Source organism: Pseudomonas sp. AB39(2026) (assembly GCF_059831485.1).
In genome coordinates this window covers 1,743,262-1,761,298 of the sequence record NZ_CP195212.1, presented here as the reverse complement: position 1 = coordinate 1,761,298, position 18,037 = coordinate 1,743,262, and the positions used below count along the sequence as shown (strand labels likewise).

The following is an 18,037-nucleotide window of genomic DNA, read 5'->3' as shown; positions in this document are numbered from 1 at the left end:
CCCCTTGGAGTGTGCACAACCTTCCGCCTCTGGTTATTATTTGCTCACCCGGCTGCAGGCCACGTATTCCGGGGCGTACAGCGTGGTCTCCCCAGGTTGTCCACACCTATGCTCAAGCTTTTTCGGGATAACCTTCTGTTACTCGAGCACTGGCCTTCAGTGTGCGCCTGGCGTCTTCGAGTATTCGGTTGGAGAGGTCTGGGTTTTTGACGCTACGTGACAGCATCAGCGCACCAACCATCCCTGACCACAAGGCCACAGCGCGGCCTTCAGCGTCGTGGCCGCAAAGCCTTTGCGCGATAAGGGAGAGCCGGTGCTCAATGGCTTCGTCCACAAGCTCGCTCGCTTCACCTCGCTGGCCCATCTCCGCTGCGAGCGTGGGCAAGGGGCAGCCGTGTTCGGGATGGTCCCGGTGAGCGACACTGAGGTAATGATCGATCAGGGTGTCGATAGGTGAGGGTGAGGCCACGGCCTGGGCCACAACCTTGTCCATGTCCGATGTGGCTTCTTGCAACACTGTTTTAACCAGTGCCTGTTTCGAATCGAAATGCGCGTAGAAGCCGCCATGGGTCAGGCCCAGTGCCTTCATCAACGGCTGCAGGCCGGTCGCAGCGATGCCATCGCGCCTAAAACGCAAGCTGGCCTCATCAACGATGCGCCGATAGGTTTGGGCTTTGTGGTCCTGAGAGTATCGCAAGAGGGGCCGCCAGGTGATCAAATGTTAGGCAACATGCTATCACCCCACCCCAGTCTTCAGCCATTAGCGGTCGCGCGCGTCCTTGGCATCCATCTCGGCGTTGCGCTCGTGCACACGCTTGAGCTGCTCTTCGGTCATGTCCACTTTCTGCGCACTTTGGCGCAACATCATCAAGCCACCGACGATAGAGCCGATCGCCACCAACAAAATCAACCATGCGTACCAGGGCATACAGTTCTCCTTTACGGCTTCGAGTGGGCCCGCTTCGTGTTGGTTCCAGTATAGCCACCGGCAGACACGTGACCTTTCCAAATGGCCTGCTTCCACAGGCTAAATTCGATACAATGCGCGCCGTTTTCCAGTTACCCGCCGAGAGTTCACATGCCCGCTTGCCAGTCGCCCATCATCGTCGCCCTGGACTTTTCCACTCGCGAAGCCGCTTTGGCGCTGGCAGACCGCCTGGACCCATCGCTGTGCCGGGTAAAGGTAGGCAAAGAGCTGTTTACCAGCAGTGCCTCGGGCATCGTCGAAGCCCTGAATGCCCGGGGCTTCGAAGTGTTCCTGGACTTGAAATTCCACGACATTCCCAATACCACGGCCATGGCTGTCAAGGCAGCGGCAGATATGGGCGTGTGGATGGTCAACGTGCACTGCTCCGGTGGGCTGCGCATGATGAGTGCCTGCCGTGAAGTGCTGGAGCAGCAGGGCGGGCACAAGCCCTTGTTGATCGGCGTAACCGTGCTCACCAGCATGGAGCGCGAAGACCTGGCCGGTATCGGCCTGGACGTGGACCCACAGGAGCAGGTGCTTCGCTTGGCCGGCCTGGCACAGAAGGCGGGTATGGACGGGCTGGTGTGTTCTGCCCTGGAGGCGCCTGCTTTGAAAGCCGGCTATCCAGGCTTGCAACTGGTCACGCCAGGTATTCGCCCAGCGGGCAGTGCACAGGACGATCAGCGCCGCATTCTGACCCCGCGCCAGGCGTTGGAGGCGGGGTCTGATTACCTAGTGATCGGTCGCCCTATCAGCCAGGCCGCCAACCCTGCCCAAGCGCTGGAACAGATTGTGGCCCAATTGAACGGCTAATCAGCGCAGGTCATAGAGCGGGGCGACGGGCGTTTAGTATCACCAGCGTCACAACCCCCGCCACAATCCCCCAGAACGCTGACCCCACCGAAAACAGCGTCATCCCCGAGGCCGTCACCATAAACGTGATCAGTGCGGCCTCACGCTCCTGCGGTTCTGCCATCGCCTGAGTCAGCCCGTTCATGATGGAGCCGAGCAGGGCCAATGCAGCAATGGACAGCACCAGTTCCCGCGGGAAGGCGGCAAACAGTGCGGCCAGCGTAGCCCCGAAGGTGCCTGCCACGCCGTAGAACAGCCCGCACCACACGGCGGCAGTGTAGCGTTTGGTGGGGTCCTCGTGCGCCTGCGGCCCTGTGCAAATGGCCGCGCTGATAGCCGCCAGGTTGATGCCGTGGGAGCCGAAGGGTGCCAGTAGCAGCGATGCGAAGCCGGTCACTGACACCAGCGGGGAGGCGGGTACCTGGTACCCATCGGCGCGTAGCACCGCCATGCCTGGCATGTTCTGGGAGGTCATGCACACCACAAACAACGGGATGGCAATGCTGATGGTCGCTGCCAGCGAGAACGCGGGTGACGTCCAGACGGGTACTGCCAATTGCAGACGCACGCCACTGAAATCCAGTAGGCCCAGGCTGGCTGACACGGCTACTCCTACCAGCAGTGCGCACAGCACCGCATACCGAGGGGAAGCACGCTTGCACAGCAAGTAGCCGAAGAACATGGCTAGCACCAGCAGCGTCTGGTGTTGGGCGGCAATAAAAATCTCACTGCCGATCCGAAACAGGATGCCGGCCAGTAGTGCGGCCGCCAACGAGCCGGGGAGCCGCCGCACCAGGCGCTCGAACGTGCCTGTGATACCGCACACGGTCACCAGCAGTGCACACGTAATATAAGCGCCGATGGCTTCGGGATAGCTCACGCCGCCCAGGCTGGTGACCAGCAAGGCCGCGCCGGGCGTGGACCAGGCGACGGTTACCGGTGTGCGGTAGCGCAACGACAGGCCGATGCTGCACAGGGCCATGCCGATGGACAGCGCCCAGATCCACGACGCAATCTGCCCCCCGCTCAGGCCAGCAGCCTGGCCGGCCTGGTACATCAGGATAAGCGAGCTGGTATAGCCGGTCATCATTGCGATGAAGCCGGCGACAATAGCCGAAGCTGAACTGTCCGCCAGAGGGCGAAGGCGAGGCGGGGCGGCACTGGACATGACGGGCGAATCCTTGCGTGATGTTCACGCAGGTTACCGCCACAGGGAGAGGTTGAAGCCGTACAGCGGGAGGCGGATTGGGGGATACAGTCGGGCCTGCTGTGGCCTCAAAACTTATTCCCTTGCATGCCCGTTCCCACAGGGGCCGGGCATGGCGCGGCCTCTGTGGCGTGGGTGGCTTACTTGATCAGGCTCAGGAACTCGCTACGGGTAGCGGCGTTGTCTCGGAACTGGCCCAGCATTACAGACGTGATCATGCTTGAGTTCTGTTTTTCGACGCCGCGCATCATCATGCACATGTGCCTGGCCTCGATAACCACGGCAACACCTGACGCCTCTGTCACCTGAAGCACGGCTTCGGCAATCTGGCGGCTGAGGTTTTCCTGGATCTGAAGGCGACGTGCATACATGTCCACGATCCGCGCCACCTTTGACAGGCCCAGCACCTTGCCGTTAGGAAGGTAGGCCACATGCGCCTTGCCAATGAACGGCAGCATGTGGTGTTCGCACAGGGAATACAGCTCGATGTCTTTCACCAGCACGATTTCACTGGCGTCGGAACTGAACAGGGCACCGTTGATGACCTCTTCCAGGGTTTGTTCGTAACCGCGGCAGAGGTACTTCATGGCTTTGGCAGCGCGCTTTGGCGTGTCAATCAGGCCTTCGCGGGAAACGTCCTCGCCGATCTGGCCAAGGATGGCGCTGTATTGCTGTTCCAGGGACATGGATTTACCTGTAAGAAGATTTTAAGCAAGCGCGTAGGTTAAGGCTCGCAAGGGCGTGTCGCAAGTGCGAGGCAGGGCGAGAGCGTGCGGTCATTCGTCCCGCCCTTCCAGCATGGTTCTGCGCAGCATCACGTAAACCGCGCCAGTGCCCCCATGCTTGGCCTGGCAGGACGTGAAACCCAGCACCTGGGGGTGCTGGCGCAGCCAGGTATTCACGTGGCTTTTAATCATGGGTCGCTTACCGTCCAGGCGTGAGGCCTTGCCATGGGTCACACGTACACAGCGAATTTCCAGCCGGGTGGCCTCGGCCAGGAATTCCCAGAGGATTTCCCGAGCCTTCTCTACGGCCATGCCGTGCAGGTCCAGGCTGCCTTCAAAAGGAATCTGCCCTAGCTTGAGCTTGCGTGTCTGGCTTTCTTGAACCCCGTCCCGCGCCCAATTGAGAGGGTCTTCAGGGCCAACATCGATCACGAACTGGTCAGACAGCCCATCCACCACCTTCACGTCATGGCGCACGGTGGCTGCCTGGCGCAACGCCTGGACTTGCTGGCGATCTGGTTTGGGCTTGCCGATATCCGCACGGTCATTGCGAAGGGGTTTCACGCCCTTCACTTCCGACTGGAACAGAGAAAAATCGTCGTCTTGCATCGTGGCCTCCACTCAAGGGGGCCAGTTTACGCGAGTCAGTCGTGCTTTTTCATCAGGTGTGGCGCCATGTTCAGGTCCTGCGTGCGGCGCAGTCGGCGCCGGCAGCGGCGCCATACCGTAATACCCAGGTACACAAACAGCAGCCCGAACGCCACCTGAATGATCGCCCCAGTGGTGCTGGTATCCAGCCCTTCCAAGGCGGGAGGCCGGCCCAGCAGGCTGGCAGCGCCTGCCATGCCAAGCAGAATGCCCAGGGTGGCCAGCACCGCCGCGAAGGTCGCGCCCAAGCGCACCCGCCACCGGTTTGGACCGCGAGGGCGAAGCCTGCGGGCATCAAAACCGTCGTGGGATCGCTTCATCAGGTGTTCCTCAGGTGAATATCGGCCCTTCGACCCCCTGGTTGGTCAAGGGTTCCAAGGTGCCTGGCAATTAGCGTGCGGGACGTACTACGTATGGCGGGGCGGCTAGATCACATCGGCGGTCATGGCCACCGCAGCGAAGTTGTCTGCCATGGTCGCCATACCCACCTGTTTCACCTGTTCAGCACTCAACACACCCCCCTTGTACGGCAGGTCACGGGTTGCGCAGGCATCCTCGACCAGGGTGCAGCGATAACCGTAGTCCTTGGAAGCCCGTACGGTCGTGCTGATGCTGGAGTGGGTCATGAAACCGCAGACGATGAGGTCCACATGCCCCAGGCTCTGGAGCAGGTCATGCAGGCCGGTGTTGTTGAACGCATTGGGCATGCGCTTTTCGATGATGTGTTCGCCGTCGAGCGGGGCGGCCTTGTCGATGAACCGGCCACGTTCACCCTGCGGGTCGAAAAGCCCCCCGGGAATGCCCAGATGCTTGACGTGCACGATAGGCCGATGGGCCTTGCGTGCTGCCTCCAGGAGCAGGGCGATGTGATCGACAGCTTCGTCAATGCCGGACAGCGCCAAGGGGCCGCTGAGGTACTCCCTTTGGGCGTCGATAATGATCAGCGTGGCATTGCTCAGGGTAAACGGTGGGTAACCGCGACCGCTGAGTTGAAACATCGTCTTGACATCGGACATCAGGGGCTCCTTTGAATAGGGCTTTTGCATATTCTCCACTTCCGCAGCCCATATGGGAATAACCGTGATGCGAAGTCACGCCTGCATGGCCTCAGGCTGCTAGAATCGGCAGCAGAATTTTCTAGGAGCCTGTCGTGATCACTACCCGCCTGCGCACCCTGCGCGACCACATCCGTTGGGCCGTCAGCCGCTTCCACGCCGAAGGGCTGTACTTCGGCCATGGCACAGACAACGCCTGGGACGAAGCCCGGCAATTGGTGGTGGGTGCACTTCATCTGCCTTGGGACATCGCTGACAGCTACCTGGATTGCCGCCTTGAAGAGGATGAGCTCAGCCATGTGCAGCACCTGCTGCGCCGCCGTATCAAAGAGCGCATTCCTGCTGCCTATCTGCTGGGCGAGGCGTGGTTCTGCGGCCTGCCCTTCATCGTGGACGAGCGTGTGCTGATCCCGCGCTCGCCCATTGCCGAGCTGATAGGCCAGCGTTTTGCACCGTGGCTGGCAGGGGCACCTGAGCGCATTCTGGACCTGTGCACCGGCAGCGGCTGCATCGGCATCGCCTGCGCCCAAGCGTTCCCGGCAGCCGAGGTGGTGCTGGCCGATCTCTCGTTCGAAGCCCTGGAAGTGGCCAACCACAATATCGAGCAGCATGACCTCGAATTGCGGGTGTTTACGGTGCAAGGGGATGGGTTCCAGAGCCTGCCAGAACAGCGCTTCGACCTGATCGTGTCCAACCCGCCCTACGTGGACGCCGAGGACTTCGCCGATATGCCGGCAGAGTACCACCACGAGCCTGCGCTGGGCCTGGCCTGTGGCGCCGATGGCCTGGACCTTGTGCGGCGCATGTTGGCCGAGGCGGCGGATCACCTGACCGAGCAGGGCCTGCTGGTGGTTGAGGTGGGCAACAGCCAATGCCACGTGGAAGCCCTATACCCGGAGGTGGATTTCATCTGGTTCGAGTTCGAGCACGGTGGCCATGGTGTGTTTGGGCTTACAGCGCGCCAGTGCCGTGATCACCAGGCGCTGTTTGCCTCACGGGTGTGAGTGAGGCATCAGGCGTGGCGTGCGGCAGGCGCCACGCTTAGCGGTATTCGCACAGGTAGGCGGTGTCTGAGGCTACCCTGAGCTGGAACTTGCTGTTGGCAGGTACATTGAACTGGGTACCGGCTTCGAAGGTTTCCCAGTCGGTGCTGTCAGGCAGCTTCACTTCCAGGGCCCCGGACAACACGTGCATGATTTCGCGGGCAGCGGTGCCGAACTCGTATTCACCTGCCGCCATCACGCCAACGGTAGCGGCGCCTTCGGCGTTTTCGAACGCAATGGATTTGACGGTGCCGTCGAAGTACTCATTGACCTTGAACATGGGGCGACTCCTATCGCTTGGGCTGAAGACAGTGGGCCAGTATGCCCAAGCGGGTTAGGGGCGTCACCCGCTTTTGTACTGTTCAGGTAACGCCAAAGGCAGCAGCCTGGCCGTATTTCGTGCGTCTTCCAATGCTCTGTGCTGGCTACCCTGAAAGTGCAAGCCTGCCAGTTGCAGCGCGCTGTTGAGGCCAGTAGGCCGTGGCAATTGGCGAGCCTTGGCAAACCGCTGCTTGAGGTTCACGTGAGGAATGCCCGCCAGTTCTGTGGCCAGGCCATACTCACGCCACGCCAGTAGAAATTGCTGACGGTCGTAATCGCCCCAGCTCACCCAGCCTGCCAATGGCGTGGGTAAATGCACCAGCCAGCGTTCGAATTGCTCCCATACCTGCACCAGGCCATGGGCGGCATCAATGTCGGCCTGGGTAATGTGGGTCAGCGCCCTGCAGAACGGTGTCAGCAAAGGCCGCCGTTGTGGGCGAACGAACCGTTGAAAGTGGTCCAGCTCCCGCCCGTCACGGTTGACAAGGCAGGCGCCGATTTCGATGATTTCCATTTCTTCGACCGGCCAACCGCCTTCATCGGTGGTGGCTTCCAGGTCAATGACCAGCCAGTGCGGCATGTGTCGCCCCTTCCATAAACATCCTTGACACAGAGCCTAGCCAACCTCGTAAGGTTCCGGTACCTGCCGATTGCAACCGAAGGCGACAGAATGGCCCTGGGCTTAAAGGCAGGCGACGCACCCATGTTGTCTGATGCTATAAAAACGCCTAATTTATGACGATCACCCAGGCCGGAGCCTACCCTGTGTTCACCAAGCCTTGGCGTGCTGCCCTCGTATGTGTGACATTGCTCGGCGCCGTGTGCGCCCCTTTACTGGCCCAGGCGCGTGAAACGGTCCGCGTTGCTGCCGCACACTTTCCGCCTTATGCCGTGCACCCCGAAACCGGCGCTGACACTGGGCTGCTGCCGGAGCTGCTCGCAAAGTTGAACAAGGTCCAGGACCGGTTCACCTTCGTTCTGGTGCCCACCGCGCTGCCTAGGCGGTTCCAGGACTTTCGCCAGGGCAGGGTAGACATCACCATTTTCGAGAACCCCCAGTGGGGGTGGCAAGCCATCTCCCATACCGCCGTGGACATGGGGCTGGAGGATGCTGAGGTGTTCGTTGCACGCAATATTGAGGGCCGTGATGAGGGGTACTTCACAAACCTGAGCGGGAAGCGATTGGCGCTCTACAGCGGCTATCACTATGCGTTCGCGGGTTTCGAAGCCTCACCGGAGTTTCTCATGGCGCACTACCGAGCCAGCCTGACGTACTCCCACGACAGCAACTTGCTAATGGTGGCCCGTGACCGCGCTGATATCGCCCTGGTGACACGCTCCTACCTGGTGGACTTCTATAGCCATTACCCTCAGCTACGAAGCGCGTTGCTGGTGTCCCAGCGTACAGACCAACGCTACCATCACTACGCGCTGGTGCGGCCACGGGCACCGATCACAGGTCCAGAGCTGGCCGGCTACTTTGAGCAGCTTCATGCCAATGGCGACATGCTGAGGCTGTTCGCGCCTCATCATATTGACGTGGTAGCACCCACAGAAGGGAAGGCGGTGATCGACAATACTGCTAGGTAAGCTCGAAAGCCTCCAGCCTTGCGCCTTGCCTGTCCCACTCCAGCACCCAGCCTTGGCGATCCCAGTCCCCTAGTACGATTCTGCGTGCCGGCGCCTGGCCAACTTGCAGCTTGTGCACGGCAGGGCGATGGGTATGGCCATGAATCAGCGTGGTGACACCCGCCTGGCTGAGCACCTGAGGGACTTGCGCAGGGGTCACGTCGACGATATCGCTGGCCTTCATTCGGGTTTGGGCACGGCTCTGGCTGCGAAGGCGCCGGGCAAGCTTCTGCCGCCAGCCCACAGGCAGATGCCGTAGTGTCCACAGGGTGAGCGGGTGGCGCAGCACCCGGCGCAACTTGAGGTAGTGCTCGTCTCGCGTGCACAGCAGGTCACCGTGCATCAGCAGTACGTTTTCCCCGTCCAGGTCGATCACACACGGGTCGCTCAGCAATGTGCAGCCCGCTGCGCGGCAGAAGGCTTCGCCGATAAGAAAGTCCCGGTTTCCATGCATCAGGAACACCCGGGTGCCACTGTCGGACAATGCCCGCAACGCCTGGCAGATGTGGGCCTGGTACGGCGACATGGCGTCGTCACCAATCCAGGCCTCGAAAAAGTCCCCCAGAATGTACAGGGCTTCGGCATTGCGCGCCCGGCCTTCGAGGAAGTGCAAAAACGCCCGGGTAATGTCCGGGCGCTGTTCTTGCAAATGCAGATCGGAGATCAGCAGTATCACTCGATGATCTCGGCTTTCTCGATGATCACATCGTCGGTGGGCACGTCCTGATGGCCGGCCTTGGAACCTGTCTTGACGCCTTTGATCTTGTCGACCACGTCCTGGCCTTCGATCACTTCGCCGAACACAGCGTAGCCCCAGCCCTGAGTGGTCGGTGCGGTATGGTTCAGGAAGCTGTTGTCGGCCACGTTGATGAAGAACTGTGCGGACGCCGAATGCGGCTCCATGGTACGGGCCATGGCCACGCTGTATTTCTTGTTGGGCAGGCCGTTGTTGGCTTCGTTTTTGATAGGTGCGCGCTTGTCGGTTTTTTCTTTCATGCCCGGTTCGAAACCGCCGCCCTGGATCATGAAGTTGCCAATCACGCGGTGGAACACTGTGTTCTCGTAATGGCCGGCTTTCACGTACTCGACAAAGTTGGCAACAGTGCCAGGCGCCTTGTCTGCGTTAAGTTGCAGCACGATGTCGCCATGATTGGTAGTCAGCTTAACCTTGGACATAACTATTCACTCTTTTCAAAAAATCAGATGGCACCCGCGTTTTACCGCGACGCCCTGTCAGTGCCTTGACTGGTTGGGCTATGATACGGGCTTTGTTTTAGCCGGCCTACACTCAATTGGCCGGCCTTATCGTATTCGAAGGATTCCATGACCAAGCCCACCGCCGACAACGCTTCGAACGCCGCCGCCAAGGCCGAGCCTGTGGTTCCGGCCAACTTCCTGCGGCCAATCATGCAGGCCGATCTCGACGCCGGCAAGCACACGGCCATCGTGACGCGCTTTCCACCAGAGCCCAACGGCTACCTGCACATTGGTCATGCCAAGTCCATTTGCGTGAACTTCGGCCTGGCCAAGGAGTTCGGGGGTAGTTGCCACCTGCGTTTCGACGACACCAACCCTGCCAAGGAAGACCAGGAGTACATCGACGCCATAAAGTCTGATGTGCAATGGTTGGGTTTCGAGTGGGCCGGCGAGGTGCGCTATGCCTCCAGCTATTTCGACCAGTTGCATGCCTGGGCGGTCACATTGATCGAGGCGGGCAAAGCCTATGTGGATGACCTTACGCCCGAGCAGGCCCGTGAATACCGGGGCAGCCTTACCGAACCGGGCAAGAACAGCCCGTTCCGTGACCGGTCGGTTGAAGAGAACCTGGACCTGTTCGCCCGCATGAAGGCGGGTGAATTCAAGGACGGCGAGCGCGTATTGCGGGCCAAGATCGACATGGCCTCGCCTAACATGAACCTGCGCGACCCTATTCTGTACCGCATTCGCCATGCGCATCACCACCAGACCGGCGACGCCTGGTGCATCTACCCCAACTACGATTTCACCCATGGCCAGTCGGACGCGCTGGAAGGGATCACGCACTCCATCTGCACCCTGGAGTTCGAGGGGCACCGCCCGCTGTACGAGTGGTTCCTGGACAACCTACCGGTCCCGGCCAAGCCGCGCCAGTACGAGTTCTCCCGGCTCAACCTTAACTACACCATCACCAGCAAGCGCAAGCTCAAGCAGTTGGTGGACGAGCAGCATGTGCGCGGCTGGGACGATCCTCGCATGTCCACGCTGCAAGGCTTCCGCCGCCGCGGCTATACCGCCCAGGCTATCCGCAACTTCTGCGAGATGATCGGTACCAACCGTTCCGATGGCGTGGTGGACATGGGCATGCTCGAATTCAGCATTCGCGAGGACCTGGACCGCACCGTACCACGTGCCATGTGCGTACTACGCCCCTTGAAAGTGACCATTACCAACTACCCCGAAGGCCAGCAGCAGGTGCTGGAGCTGGCACGCCACCCGAAGGAAGACATGGGTGTTCGCCAGTTGCCCTTTGCACGCGAGCTGTACATCGACCGCGATGACTTCATGGAAACCCCGCCCAAGGGCTACAAGCGCCTGGAGCCCGGTGGCGAAGTACGCCTGCGCGGTGCTTACGTGATTCGTGCCGATGAGGCGGTGAAAGACGCCGAGGGCAACATCGTGGAGCTGCTGTGCTCCTACGACCCGGACACATTGGGCAAGAACCCTGAAGGCCGCAAGGTAAAGGGCGTGATCCACTGGGTGCCGGCGCAGGAGAGTGTGGAATGTGAAGTGCGCCTGTACGATCGCCTGTTCCGCTCCGCCAACCCGGAAAAATCCGAGGAAGGCGGCACCTTCCTGGACAACATCAACCCCGACTCGCTGCAAGTGCTCACCGGTTGCCGTGCTGAACCTTCCCTGGCCCAGGCCGCGCCAGAGGACCGTTTCCAGTTCGAGCGCGAAGGCTACTTCTGTGCCGACCTGAAGGACACCCAGCCGGGCAAGCCCGTGTTCAACCGTACCGTGACCCTGCGTGACTCCTGGAGCTGATGCCGCCGTGCTGAACATCTATAACACGCTGACCAAGGCCAAGGAGCCCTTCAAGCCGCTGGAGGGCAATAAGGTACGCATGTACGTGTGCGGCATGACCGTGTACGACTACTGCCACCTGGGCCATGGCCGCAGCATGGTGGCCTTCGACCTGGTCACCCGCTGGTTGCGCTACAGCGGCTATGACCTGACGTACGTGCGCAATATCACGGACATCGAAGACAAGATCATCAACCGCGCTCACAAGAATGGCGAGCCCTACGATACCCTCACCGCGCGCATGATCGATGCGATGCACGAAGACGAGCGCCGGCTGAACATCTTGCCGCCGGACCAGGAGCCCCGTGCTACGGACCACATCCCTGGCATGCAGGCCATGATCCAGACGCTTATCGAGAAAGGCTACGCCTATGCGCCAGGCAACGGCGACGTGTATTACCGCGTAGGCAAGTTTGAAGGCTACGGCAAGCTGTCGCGCAAGCGCATCGAAGACCTGCGCATTGGTGCACGCATCGAGGTGGAAGAGGCCAAGCAGGACCCGCTGGACTTCGTGCTCTGGAAGGCCGCCAAGCCGGGTGAACCCAGCTGGGCCTCCCCTTGGGGCCCTGGCCGGCCAGGCTGGCATATCGAATGCTCGGTGATGTCCACCTGCTGCCTGGGTGACAGCTTCGACATTCATGGGGGCGGCAGCGACCTGGAGTTCCCGCACCATGAGAACGAGATCGCCCAGAGCGAGGCCGCCACGGGCAAGCCCTATGCCAAGGCCTGGATGCATTGCGGCATGATCCGTATCAACGGCGAAAAGATGTCCAAGTCGTTGAACAACTTCTTCACGATCCGTGACGTGCTGGAAAAGTACCACCCTGAAGTGGTGCGCTACCTGCTGGTGGCCAGCCATTATCGCAGCGCGATCAACTACTCCGAAGACAGCCTGCGTGATGCCAAAAGTGCTCTGGACCGCTTCTATCATGCCCTCAAGGGCTTGCCAGTGGCGGCGCCTGCCGGTGGTGAAGCGTTTGTCGAGCGGTTCGCTGCTGCTATGAATGACGACTTCAATACCGCCGAGGCCTGTGCGGTGCTGTTTGATCTGGTGCGCGATATCAATCGCCTGCGTGACACCGCTCCGGCCGCTGCTGCTGGCTTGGCAGGTCGCCTGCGTGAGCTGGGTGGGCTGTTGGGCGTATTGCAATTGGACGCCGAGGCCTTCCTTCGGGCAGGCGCCGAGGGGCGCGTAGATGCCGCTGAAGTGGACGCGCTGGTACAGGCGCGCTTGCAGGCGCGGGCTGACCGGAACTGGAGCGAGTCCGACCGGATTCGCGATCAGCTCACGGCCATGGGCGTAATGCTGGAAGACAGCAAAGGTACTACTACCTGGCGGTTGGCGGACTGATTGCCCGGCTTTTTAGGTAAAGGGACTTTCGCTGGCTCTCGCCAGCTCCCACAGTGGTACGCGCTCGTGAGTTGTACCCTGTGGGACCGGGCAAAGCCCGGGAACAAAAGGCGCCCTGCTTAACCCTCCGCCACGCCCTCCGCCGGCCATGCACCCGCATTCAACTCCCGTAGCCGCTTGTACACGGTATTGCGGCTGACACCCAACCGCCGTGCCACCTGCGAGATGTTGCCATCCGTGGCGCGCAGCAGCGCATTGATGTCTTGTGCCGGGACTTCGACGACACGGGGTGGAAGCGACGTGGGCAACGGCGCCAGCAGTGCCTCAGGTAAGTGCTCCAGTTCGATCAGCCCGTCATCGGCCATGGCCAAGGCTACTTGCACCACACTGCTCAATTGCCGCAGGTTGCCCGGCCATGAATGATTCATCAGGGCCTCGAAGGCCGCTTCGCTGAAGCCAGCGGTTTGTTCGGGCTGGCGGTGGTGCTGCCAGATCGCTTGAATCAGCTCCCGCCGATCACTGCGTTCGCGCAGAGGGGGAAGGCGCAAGGTGTATCCCGCAATCCGGTAGTAGAGGTCCTCACGGAACCGGCCTTCGGCCACGGCTTCCGCCAGGTGCCTATGGGTGGCGCAGATAACCCTGATATCTACCGCGACCGGGTCGCCGCTCCCCAGTGGCTGTATGGCCCGTTCCTGCAGCACCCGTAGTAACCGGGCCTGGGTGGTCAGCGGCATGTCACCAATTTCATCGAAAAACAGCACGCCTTTGTCGGCTTTGCGGATCAGCCCGATGTTGCCTTTCTGGCTGGCGCCAGTGAACGCCCCTTTTTCATAGCCGAACAGCTCTGACTCCACTAGCTCGGTAGGAATGGCTGCACAGTTCACCGCGACCAACGGCTGGCTGGCACGGGAGCTGGCCCCATGAAGGGCTTTGACCAGTACGTCTTTGCCTGCACCGGTTTCGCCACAGATCAGCAGCGGAATGTCCCGCTCCAGCAACCGCAGGCCTTTGCTGATCAACGCCTGCTGCTCGCTGACGGCTGCCGGCTTGAGCGAAGCAGGGCAGCGTGGCGGCTGAAGCAAGCATTGCAGCCGGCTACGCCCGGCCGCTAACAAGGGGAACGGCACACCTGCCGGGCGCTTGAGCAGCTCCCCCAGGCCTACCCTAAACAACCCCTCAATGTGCAGCCCGCGGGGGTCTTTGCCCAGCAGGGTGTCGGCCCGGCGGTTTGCGCCAGTCACCCGGCCGTCGGCATCGACCACCACAATGCCCGCCCAGGGGCTGTCCAGGTTGTTGCGGGCCGTATTGAACACCAGGCGGTAATGAGCGTCACTGAACCGGGCCTCCAACAGCGCGTTCTCTAGCGCCTGGGCCATCATTTTTACGGTGCCCAAGGTATGGGACGGCGGCAGGAAGCTGTCACTGGACAGGCCCAGCACTCCCACCAAATGGCGGTCGGCGTTATAGAGTGGTGCGGCAGACCCGCTCATGAACCGGTTGGCCGCCAGAAAATGCTCGTCGTGCTCCACATGCACCGCTTGGCCACATACCAAAGCGGTGCCCAGCGCATTGCAGCCTACCTGAGCTTCGCTCCAGTCGGCCCCCGGCTGGAAAGCCTGCGCGTGTGCAGTGTCGAAGCGAGGTGTTCCCCACCGCTGGAGTAGCCGCCCGTGCTCGTCAGCCAGTACCAGCAACGCCTGGATGGGTTCAAGTACCTGAGCATAGGCCGGTAATACGTGCTGTTGCGCAAGGCTTAGCAACGCGCTACGCCGTGCCTGCCATTGAGCCACCAGGTGAGGCGCCGGCGAGCCGTGGTTGGGTAAGGCCTGGCTTTTCAGCCCCGCAGCCGTGGAACGGGCCCAAGCGTCGCGGATAGCGTGTTCGTGAACGATGCCACTGCTGTTTGGGGACATGGCCAGGCCCTTTATGGTTTTTTTTGTTCCACCAGTGTTGTTCAAACCTGAACATTGTCAACAGCTCAGCTGTTCAATTGTTCAGCGCCAACTGTTCACTTTTGTTCAGTTTCTGGCCTTCCAGCGCAGCGGCAGGCCCTGGCATGGGCTTTTGTGAGGGTTGGCACGCTTGTGGCTACAGCTTGCGCATTACAACAACAAGGTTGCCGGCCATGGCACTGGAATTGCGCAATGTCTGCCGCATCGTGGATGGGCAGCGCTGGATCGACAACGCCAACCTGCGCTTCGAGGCAGGTTCATTCAACGTGCTGCTGGGCCGTACGCTGTCCGGCAAAACCAGCCTGATGCGGCTGATGGCGGGCCTGGACAAGCCTGACGGTGGGCAGGTGCTGATGCACGGCAAGGACGTGACTGGCGTGCCTGTACGGGACCGCAGGGTGTCGATGGTGTATCAGCAGTTCATCAACTACCCCAACCTGACGGTGTACGAGAACATCGCCTCGCCACTGCGCCAGGCGCGGTTGGCGGCGGACGAGATCGATCAGCGGGTGCGCAACACGGCCAAGATGCTGCGCATCGAGCGCTTTCTGGCACGCCATCCCCTTGAGCTTTCCGGTGGCCAGCAGCAGCGAACCGCGATGGCCCGGGCCCTGGTGAAAGACGCCGAGCTCATCCTGTTCGATGAGCCTTTGGTGAACCTGGACTACAAGCTGCGTGAAGAACTGCGCCTGGAAATGCGTGAGCTGTTCGCGGCGCGGCATACGATTGCGGTCTATGCCACCACGGAACCTAACGAAGCGCTCGCCTTGGGTGGCACTACCACCATTGTTCACGAGGGGCGGATCATCCAGAGCGGCGACACCTCACAGGTGTACCAGCGGCCCACTGAGGTGCTGGCGGCGGAACTGTTCTCCGAACCTCCTCTGAACCTGCTGCCGGGGCGCATCAGCGACGGTGAAACCAGCTTCGCCGACTTTGCCCACTTTCCACTTAACGCAGATTTGCAAAGCATTGGCGAAGGCGAGTTCCGCTTCGGCGTGCGGCCCAGCCATATCAGCCTGGTGCCTTCCAATGATGACGACCTGGAGCTGGCCGTTACGGTAGAGCTGGCGGAAATCAGCGGTTCGGAAACCTTCCTGCATGTGCGCAATGACCAGTGGCGCCTGGTAGCCCACTTGCCCGGCGTGCACGAGTTCGCGGTGGATGCGCCCATCAAGGTGTACATCCCCACTCATAAACTGTTCGTGTTCGAGCCAGGGGGGCGCCTGGTGCAGGCCCCCGGCCGACGCGTGGCGAGGGTTGCCTGATGGCCGAGATCCGTTTGCAGCAACTGGCCCATAGTTACGCCCGCCAGCCCTCGGGCCCGGAGGATTACGCCCTGCGCCAACTGGACCATATCTGGGAACAGGGCGGTGCCTATGCCTTGCTGGGGCCGTCTGGGTGCGGGAAGTCCACCCTGCTCAATATCATTTCCGGTTTGCTCATTCCTTCCGAAGGGCAGGTGCTGTTCGACGGCACGCGTGTGAACGAAATGACCCCTGAGCAGCGCAACATCGCCCAGGTGTTTCAGTTCCCGGTGGTGTACGACACCATGACGGTATTCGACAATTTGGCGTTTCCGCTGCGCAACCAGGGCATGGCCCCTGACCGTGTGCGGCAGAAAGTGGAGGAAATTGCTGAGGTGCTGGAGCTCACGCCGGTGCTGGCCAAGAAGGCCCGAAACCTGAGCGCCGACGAAAAGCAAAAGGTGTCCATGGGCCGTGGCCTGGTAAGGGATGACGTGTCCGCCATCCTGTTCGATGAACCCCTTACCGTGATCGACCCGCACCTGAAATGGAAACTGCGGCGCAAGCTCAAGCAGATCCATGAGCAGTTCAATATCACCATGGTGTACGTCACACACGATCAGTTGGAGGCTTCTACCTTTGCCGACAAGATTGCCGTGATGTATGGCGGGCAGATCGTGCAATTCGGCACCCCACGCGAGCTGTTCGAGAAACCGCGGCACAGCTTTGTGGGTTACTTCATCGGTAGCCCCGGCATGAACCTGATCGAAGTGACCGAACACGAAGGCAGGCTGCGCTTTGGCGATATTACGGTTGCGCCGCCGGCAGGCCTGGCAGGGCGGCTGGGTGAACTCAAGGGCCAGCGCTTGCAACTAGGCATTCGCCCTGAATTCGTACGCATCTGGGACACGCCTTCGGAGCATACGCTGGCTGCAACCTTGCGCCACGTGGAGGACCTGGGCACCTACCGTATTGTGACCCTGGACCTGGGCGGGCAGCGGCTGATGGCGCGCTTGCCCGAAGACCGTCAGTTGCCTGAAGGCGAGATTCCCGTAAGTTTTCCGGCGCCCTGGCTGATGCTCTATGCCAATGACCTGCTGGTGGAGGCCAACAATGAACAAGGTGCCTAACAACAAAGCCTGGTGGCTGGTGATGCCGGTGTTCATCCTGGTGGCGTTCAGCGCCATCGTGCCGATGATGACCGTGGTCAACTATTCAGTGCAGGACATTTTCGACAGCAGCAGCCGCTTTTTCGTAGGGGCAGACTGGTACCGGCAGGTGTTGCAGGACCCGCGCCTGCATGACTCCTTGCTGCGCCAATTCATCTACTCGGCCTGTGTGCTGGCCATCGAGATCCCCCTGGGTATCGCCATTGCTCTCACCATGCCTGCCAAAGGCAAGCGCGCCTCCTTGGTGCTCATCGTGATGGCCATTCCGCTCCTGATTCCATGGAACGTGGTGGGGACTATCTGGCAGATCTTTGGCCGGGGCGATATCGGGTTGATGGGCTGGGGCCTGAATGCCATGGGTGTGGATTACAACTATGCCGCTCATACCCGTGATGCCTGGGGCACGGTGCTGGTCATGGACGTGTGGCACTGGACCTCCCTGGTGGCCTTGCTGTGCTACTCCGGCCTGCGCGCCATTCCGGATGTGTACTACCAGGCCGCCCGCATTGACCGGGCCTCGCCGTGGGCTGTGTTTCGGCACATCCAGTTGCCAAAGCTCAAAAGCGTGCTGCTGATCGCGGTGATGCTGCGGTTCATGGACAGCTTCATGATTTATACCGAGCCGTTCGTGCTGACCGGGGGAGGGCCCGGTAACGCGACTACCTTCCTGAGCCAGACATTGACCCAGATGGCGGTGGGCCAGTTCGACCTGGGGCCAGCAGCCGCCTTTTCGCTGGTGTATTTCCTGATCATTCTGCTGGTGTCCTGGGTGTTCTACACCGCCATGACCCACACCGACCGGAACTAG

The 18,037-nt window shown here is 60.9% G+C and carries 20 protein-coding genes; 8 read left to right on the top strand and 12 right to left on the bottom strand.

The genetic code is table 11. From position 1 onward, the window contains the following. Positions 1 to 112: 112 nt before the first annotated feature. The gene (locus ACSAMW_RS07825) at positions 113 to 697 is read right to left on the bottom strand and encodes a TetR/AcrR family transcriptional regulator (RefSeq protein WP_500593424.1); all 585 of its coding nucleotides are present in this window, start codon (positions 695 to 697) and stop codon (positions 113 to 115) included. Positions 698 to 760: 63 nt separating this feature from the next. Continuing rightward, the gene (locus ACSAMW_RS07820; protein ID WP_168084707.1) at positions 761 to 928 is read right to left on the bottom strand and encodes a DUF2897 family protein; all 168 of its coding nucleotides are present in this window, start codon (positions 926 to 928) and stop codon (positions 761 to 763) included. 150 nt (positions 929 to 1,078) lie between these two features. Here ACSAMW_RS07820 and pyrF point away from each other — a divergent pair, with 150 nt between their 5' ends. After that, entirely contained in the window at positions 1,079 to 1,780 is a 702-nt protein-coding gene (gene pyrF, locus ACSAMW_RS07815) for an orotidine-5'-phosphate decarboxylase (protein ID WP_500593423.1), read from the top strand. Positions 1,781 to 1,790: 10 nt separating this feature from the next. Here the strand turns inward: pyrF and ACSAMW_RS07810 are convergent, their stop codons facing one another. From ACSAMW_RS07810 to ACSAMW_RS07790, 5 genes are all read right to left on the bottom strand, one after another. Further along, complete coding sequence (locus ACSAMW_RS07810; protein ID WP_500593422.1) at positions 1,791 to 2,987, bottom strand: benzoate/H(+) symporter BenE family transporter; 1,197 nt, start codon at positions 2,985 to 2,987, stop codon at positions 1,791 to 1,793. A gap of 179 nt (positions 2,988 to 3,166) precedes the next feature. Then, positions 3,167 to 3,712: a GTP cyclohydrolase I FolE gene (folE, locus tag ACSAMW_RS07805; RefSeq protein WP_168084704.1), complete on the bottom strand. Its 546-nt coding sequence runs from the start codon at positions 3,710 to 3,712 to the stop codon at positions 3,167 to 3,169. A 90-nt stretch (positions 3,713 to 3,802) separates the two neighbouring features. Beyond that, positions 3,803 to 4,360, bottom strand: coding sequence for a Smr/MutS family protein (locus ACSAMW_RS07800; RefSeq protein ID WP_168084703.1), 558 nt, complete (start codon positions 4,358 to 4,360; stop codon positions 3,803 to 3,805). Between the two features lie 35 nt (positions 4,361 to 4,395). Next, positions 4,396 to 4,719 carry a hypothetical protein gene (locus ACSAMW_RS07795; RefSeq protein ID WP_168084702.1) on the bottom strand — a complete coding sequence of 108 codons (324 nt, stop codon included), beginning with the start codon at positions 4,717 to 4,719 and terminating at the stop codon, positions 4,396 to 4,398. Positions 4,720 to 4,824: 105 nt separating this feature from the next. Then, positions 4,825 to 5,415 (bottom strand): cysteine hydrolase family protein, encoded by a 591-nt coding sequence (locus ACSAMW_RS07790; RefSeq protein WP_168084701.1) that lies wholly within the window; start codon positions 5,413 to 5,415, stop codon positions 4,825 to 4,827. A 134-nt stretch (positions 5,416 to 5,549) separates the two neighbouring features. Between ACSAMW_RS07790 and prmB the strand changes: the two genes are divergently transcribed. After that, positions 5,550 to 6,458 carry a 50S ribosomal protein L3 N(5)-glutamine methyltransferase gene (gene prmB / locus ACSAMW_RS07785; protein ID WP_500593421.1) on the top strand — a complete coding sequence of 303 codons (909 nt, stop codon included), beginning with the start codon at positions 5,550 to 5,552 and terminating at the stop codon, positions 6,456 to 6,458. Between the two features lie 37 nt (positions 6,459 to 6,495). Here prmB and ppnP read toward each other — a convergent pair whose 3' ends face one another. Together ppnP and ACSAMW_RS07775 are read right to left on the bottom strand one after the other, a co-directional pair. Further along, a complete protein-coding gene (ppnP, locus tag ACSAMW_RS07780; protein WP_500593420.1) occupies positions 6,496 to 6,777 on the bottom strand; it encodes a pyrimidine/purine nucleoside phosphorylase in 282 nt (93 codons plus the stop codon). 63 nt (positions 6,778 to 6,840) lie between these two features. After that, complete coding sequence (locus ACSAMW_RS07775) at positions 6,841 to 7,398, bottom strand: 3'-5' exonuclease (protein WP_168084698.1); 558 nt, start codon at positions 7,396 to 7,398, stop codon at positions 6,841 to 6,843. A 155-nt stretch (positions 7,399 to 7,553) separates the two neighbouring features. Here ACSAMW_RS07775 and ACSAMW_RS07770 point away from each other — a divergent pair, with 155 nt between their 5' ends. Then, positions 7,554 to 8,408, top strand: a complete 855-nt coding sequence (locus ACSAMW_RS07770) for a transporter substrate-binding domain-containing protein (protein WP_500593419.1) — start codon at positions 7,554 to 7,556, stop codon at positions 8,406 to 8,408. Here the strand turns inward: ACSAMW_RS07770 and ACSAMW_RS07765 are convergent. Both ACSAMW_RS07765 and ACSAMW_RS07760 read right to left on the bottom strand, forming a co-directional pair. Beyond that, entirely contained in the window at positions 8,401 to 9,123 is a 723-nt protein-coding gene (locus tag ACSAMW_RS07765; RefSeq protein WP_500593418.1) for a UDP-2,3-diacylglucosamine diphosphatase, read from the bottom strand. The two genes, ACSAMW_RS07770 and ACSAMW_RS07765, sit on opposite strands and share 8 nt — an antisense overlap. Beyond that, on the bottom strand, positions 9,120 to 9,623 hold the full coding sequence (locus ACSAMW_RS07760; RefSeq protein ID WP_168084695.1) for a peptidylprolyl isomerase: 504 nt from the start codon (positions 9,621 to 9,623) through the stop codon (positions 9,120 to 9,122). The genes ACSAMW_RS07765 and ACSAMW_RS07760 overlap by 4 nt, the downstream gene beginning before the upstream one ends. A gap of 147 nt (positions 9,624 to 9,770) precedes the next feature. Between ACSAMW_RS07760 and ACSAMW_RS07755 the strand changes: the two genes are divergently transcribed. Further along, the gene (locus ACSAMW_RS07755) at positions 9,771 to 11,471 is read left to right on the top strand and encodes a glutamine--tRNA ligase/YqeY domain fusion protein (RefSeq protein WP_500593417.1); all 1,701 of its coding nucleotides are present in this window, start codon (positions 9,771 to 9,773) and stop codon (positions 11,469 to 11,471) included. A gap of 7 nt (positions 11,472 to 11,478) precedes the next feature. Then, the gene (gene cysS, locus ACSAMW_RS07750) at positions 11,479 to 12,861 is read left to right on the top strand and encodes a cysteine--tRNA ligase (protein WP_500593998.1); all 1,383 of its coding nucleotides are present in this window, start codon (positions 11,479 to 11,481) and stop codon (positions 12,859 to 12,861) included. 119 nt (positions 12,862 to 12,980) lie between these two features. Here cysS and ACSAMW_RS07745 read toward each other — a convergent pair whose 3' ends face one another. Next, positions 12,981 to 14,774: a sigma-54-dependent Fis family transcriptional regulator gene (locus tag ACSAMW_RS07745; RefSeq protein WP_500593416.1), complete on the bottom strand. Its 1,794-nt coding sequence runs from the start codon at positions 14,772 to 14,774 to the stop codon at positions 12,981 to 12,983. 212 nt (positions 14,775 to 14,986) lie between these two features. Between ACSAMW_RS07745 and ACSAMW_RS07740 the strand changes: the two genes are divergently transcribed. Genes ACSAMW_RS07740 through ACSAMW_RS07730 form a run of 3 tightly spaced genes read left to right on the top strand, consistent with a single transcriptional unit; the run spans position 14,987 to position 18,037 of the window. Further along, positions 14,987 to 16,081, top strand: coding sequence for an ABC transporter ATP-binding protein (locus ACSAMW_RS07740; RefSeq protein WP_500593415.1), 1,095 nt, complete (start codon positions 14,987 to 14,989; stop codon positions 16,079 to 16,081). After that, positions 16,081 to 17,190, top strand: coding sequence for an ABC transporter ATP-binding protein (locus tag ACSAMW_RS07735; protein WP_500593414.1), 1,110 nt, complete (start codon positions 16,081 to 16,083; stop codon positions 17,188 to 17,190). Before ACSAMW_RS07740 ends, ACSAMW_RS07735 begins: the two co-directional genes overlap by 1 nt. Continuing rightward, positions 17,174 to 18,037, top strand: a complete 864-nt coding sequence (locus ACSAMW_RS07730; protein WP_168086109.1) for a carbohydrate ABC transporter permease — start codon at positions 17,174 to 17,176, stop codon at positions 18,035 to 18,037. The genes ACSAMW_RS07735 and ACSAMW_RS07730 overlap by 17 nt, the downstream gene beginning before the upstream one ends.

Coding starts and splice junctions, on each gene's coding strand:
- ACSAMW_RS07755 (WP_500593417.1), top strand. CDS start 9,771: ATGACCAAGCCCACCGCCGACAACGCTTCGAACGCCGCCGCCAAGGCC.
- ACSAMW_RS07790 (WP_168084701.1), bottom strand. CDS start 5,415: ATGTCCGATGTCAAGACGATGTTTCAACTCAGCGGTCGCGGTTACCCA.
- ACSAMW_RS07745 (WP_500593416.1), bottom strand. CDS start 14,774: ATGTCCCCAAACAGCAGTGGCATCGTTCACGAACACGCTATCCGCGAC.
- ACSAMW_RS07770 (WP_500593419.1), top strand. CDS start 7,554: ATGACGATCACCCAGGCCGGAGCCTACCCTGTGTTCACCAAGCCTTGG.
- ACSAMW_RS07740 (WP_500593415.1), top strand. CDS start 14,987: ATGGCACTGGAATTGCGCAATGTCTGCCGCATCGTGGATGGGCAGCGC.
- folE (WP_168084704.1), bottom strand. CDS start 3,712: ATGTCCCTGGAACAGCAATACAGCGCCATCCTTGGCCAGATCGGCGAG.
- ACSAMW_RS07735 (WP_500593414.1), top strand. CDS start 16,081: ATGGCCGAGATCCGTTTGCAGCAACTGGCCCATAGTTACGCCCGCCAG.
- pyrF (WP_500593423.1), top strand. CDS start 1,079: ATGCCCGCTTGCCAGTCGCCCATCATCGTCGCCCTGGACTTTTCCACT.
- ACSAMW_RS07775 (WP_168084698.1), bottom strand. CDS start 7,398: ATGCCGCACTGGCTGGTCATTGACCTGGAAGCCACCACCGATGAAGGC.
- ppnP (WP_500593420.1), bottom strand. CDS start 6,777: ATGTTCAAGGTCAATGAGTACTTCGACGGCACCGTCAAATCCATTGCG.
- ACSAMW_RS07795 (WP_168084702.1), bottom strand. CDS start 4,719: ATGAAGCGATCCCACGACGGTTTTGATGCCCGCAGGCTTCGCCCTCGC.
- ACSAMW_RS07820 (WP_168084707.1), bottom strand. CDS start 928: ATGCCCTGGTACGCATGGTTGATTTTGTTGGTGGCGATCGGCTCTATC.
- ACSAMW_RS07730 (WP_168086109.1), top strand. CDS start 17,174: ATGAACAAGGTGCCTAACAACAAAGCCTGGTGGCTGGTGATGCCGGTG.
- ACSAMW_RS07760 (WP_168084695.1), bottom strand. CDS start 9,623: ATGTCCAAGGTTAAGCTGACTACCAATCATGGCGACATCGTGCTGCAA.
- ACSAMW_RS07800 (WP_168084703.1), bottom strand. CDS start 4,360: ATGCAAGACGACGATTTTTCTCTGTTCCAGTCGGAAGTGAAGGGCGTG.
- ACSAMW_RS07810 (WP_500593422.1), bottom strand. CDS start 2,987: ATGTCCAGTGCCGCCCCGCCTCGCCTTCGCCCTCTGGCGGACAGTTCA.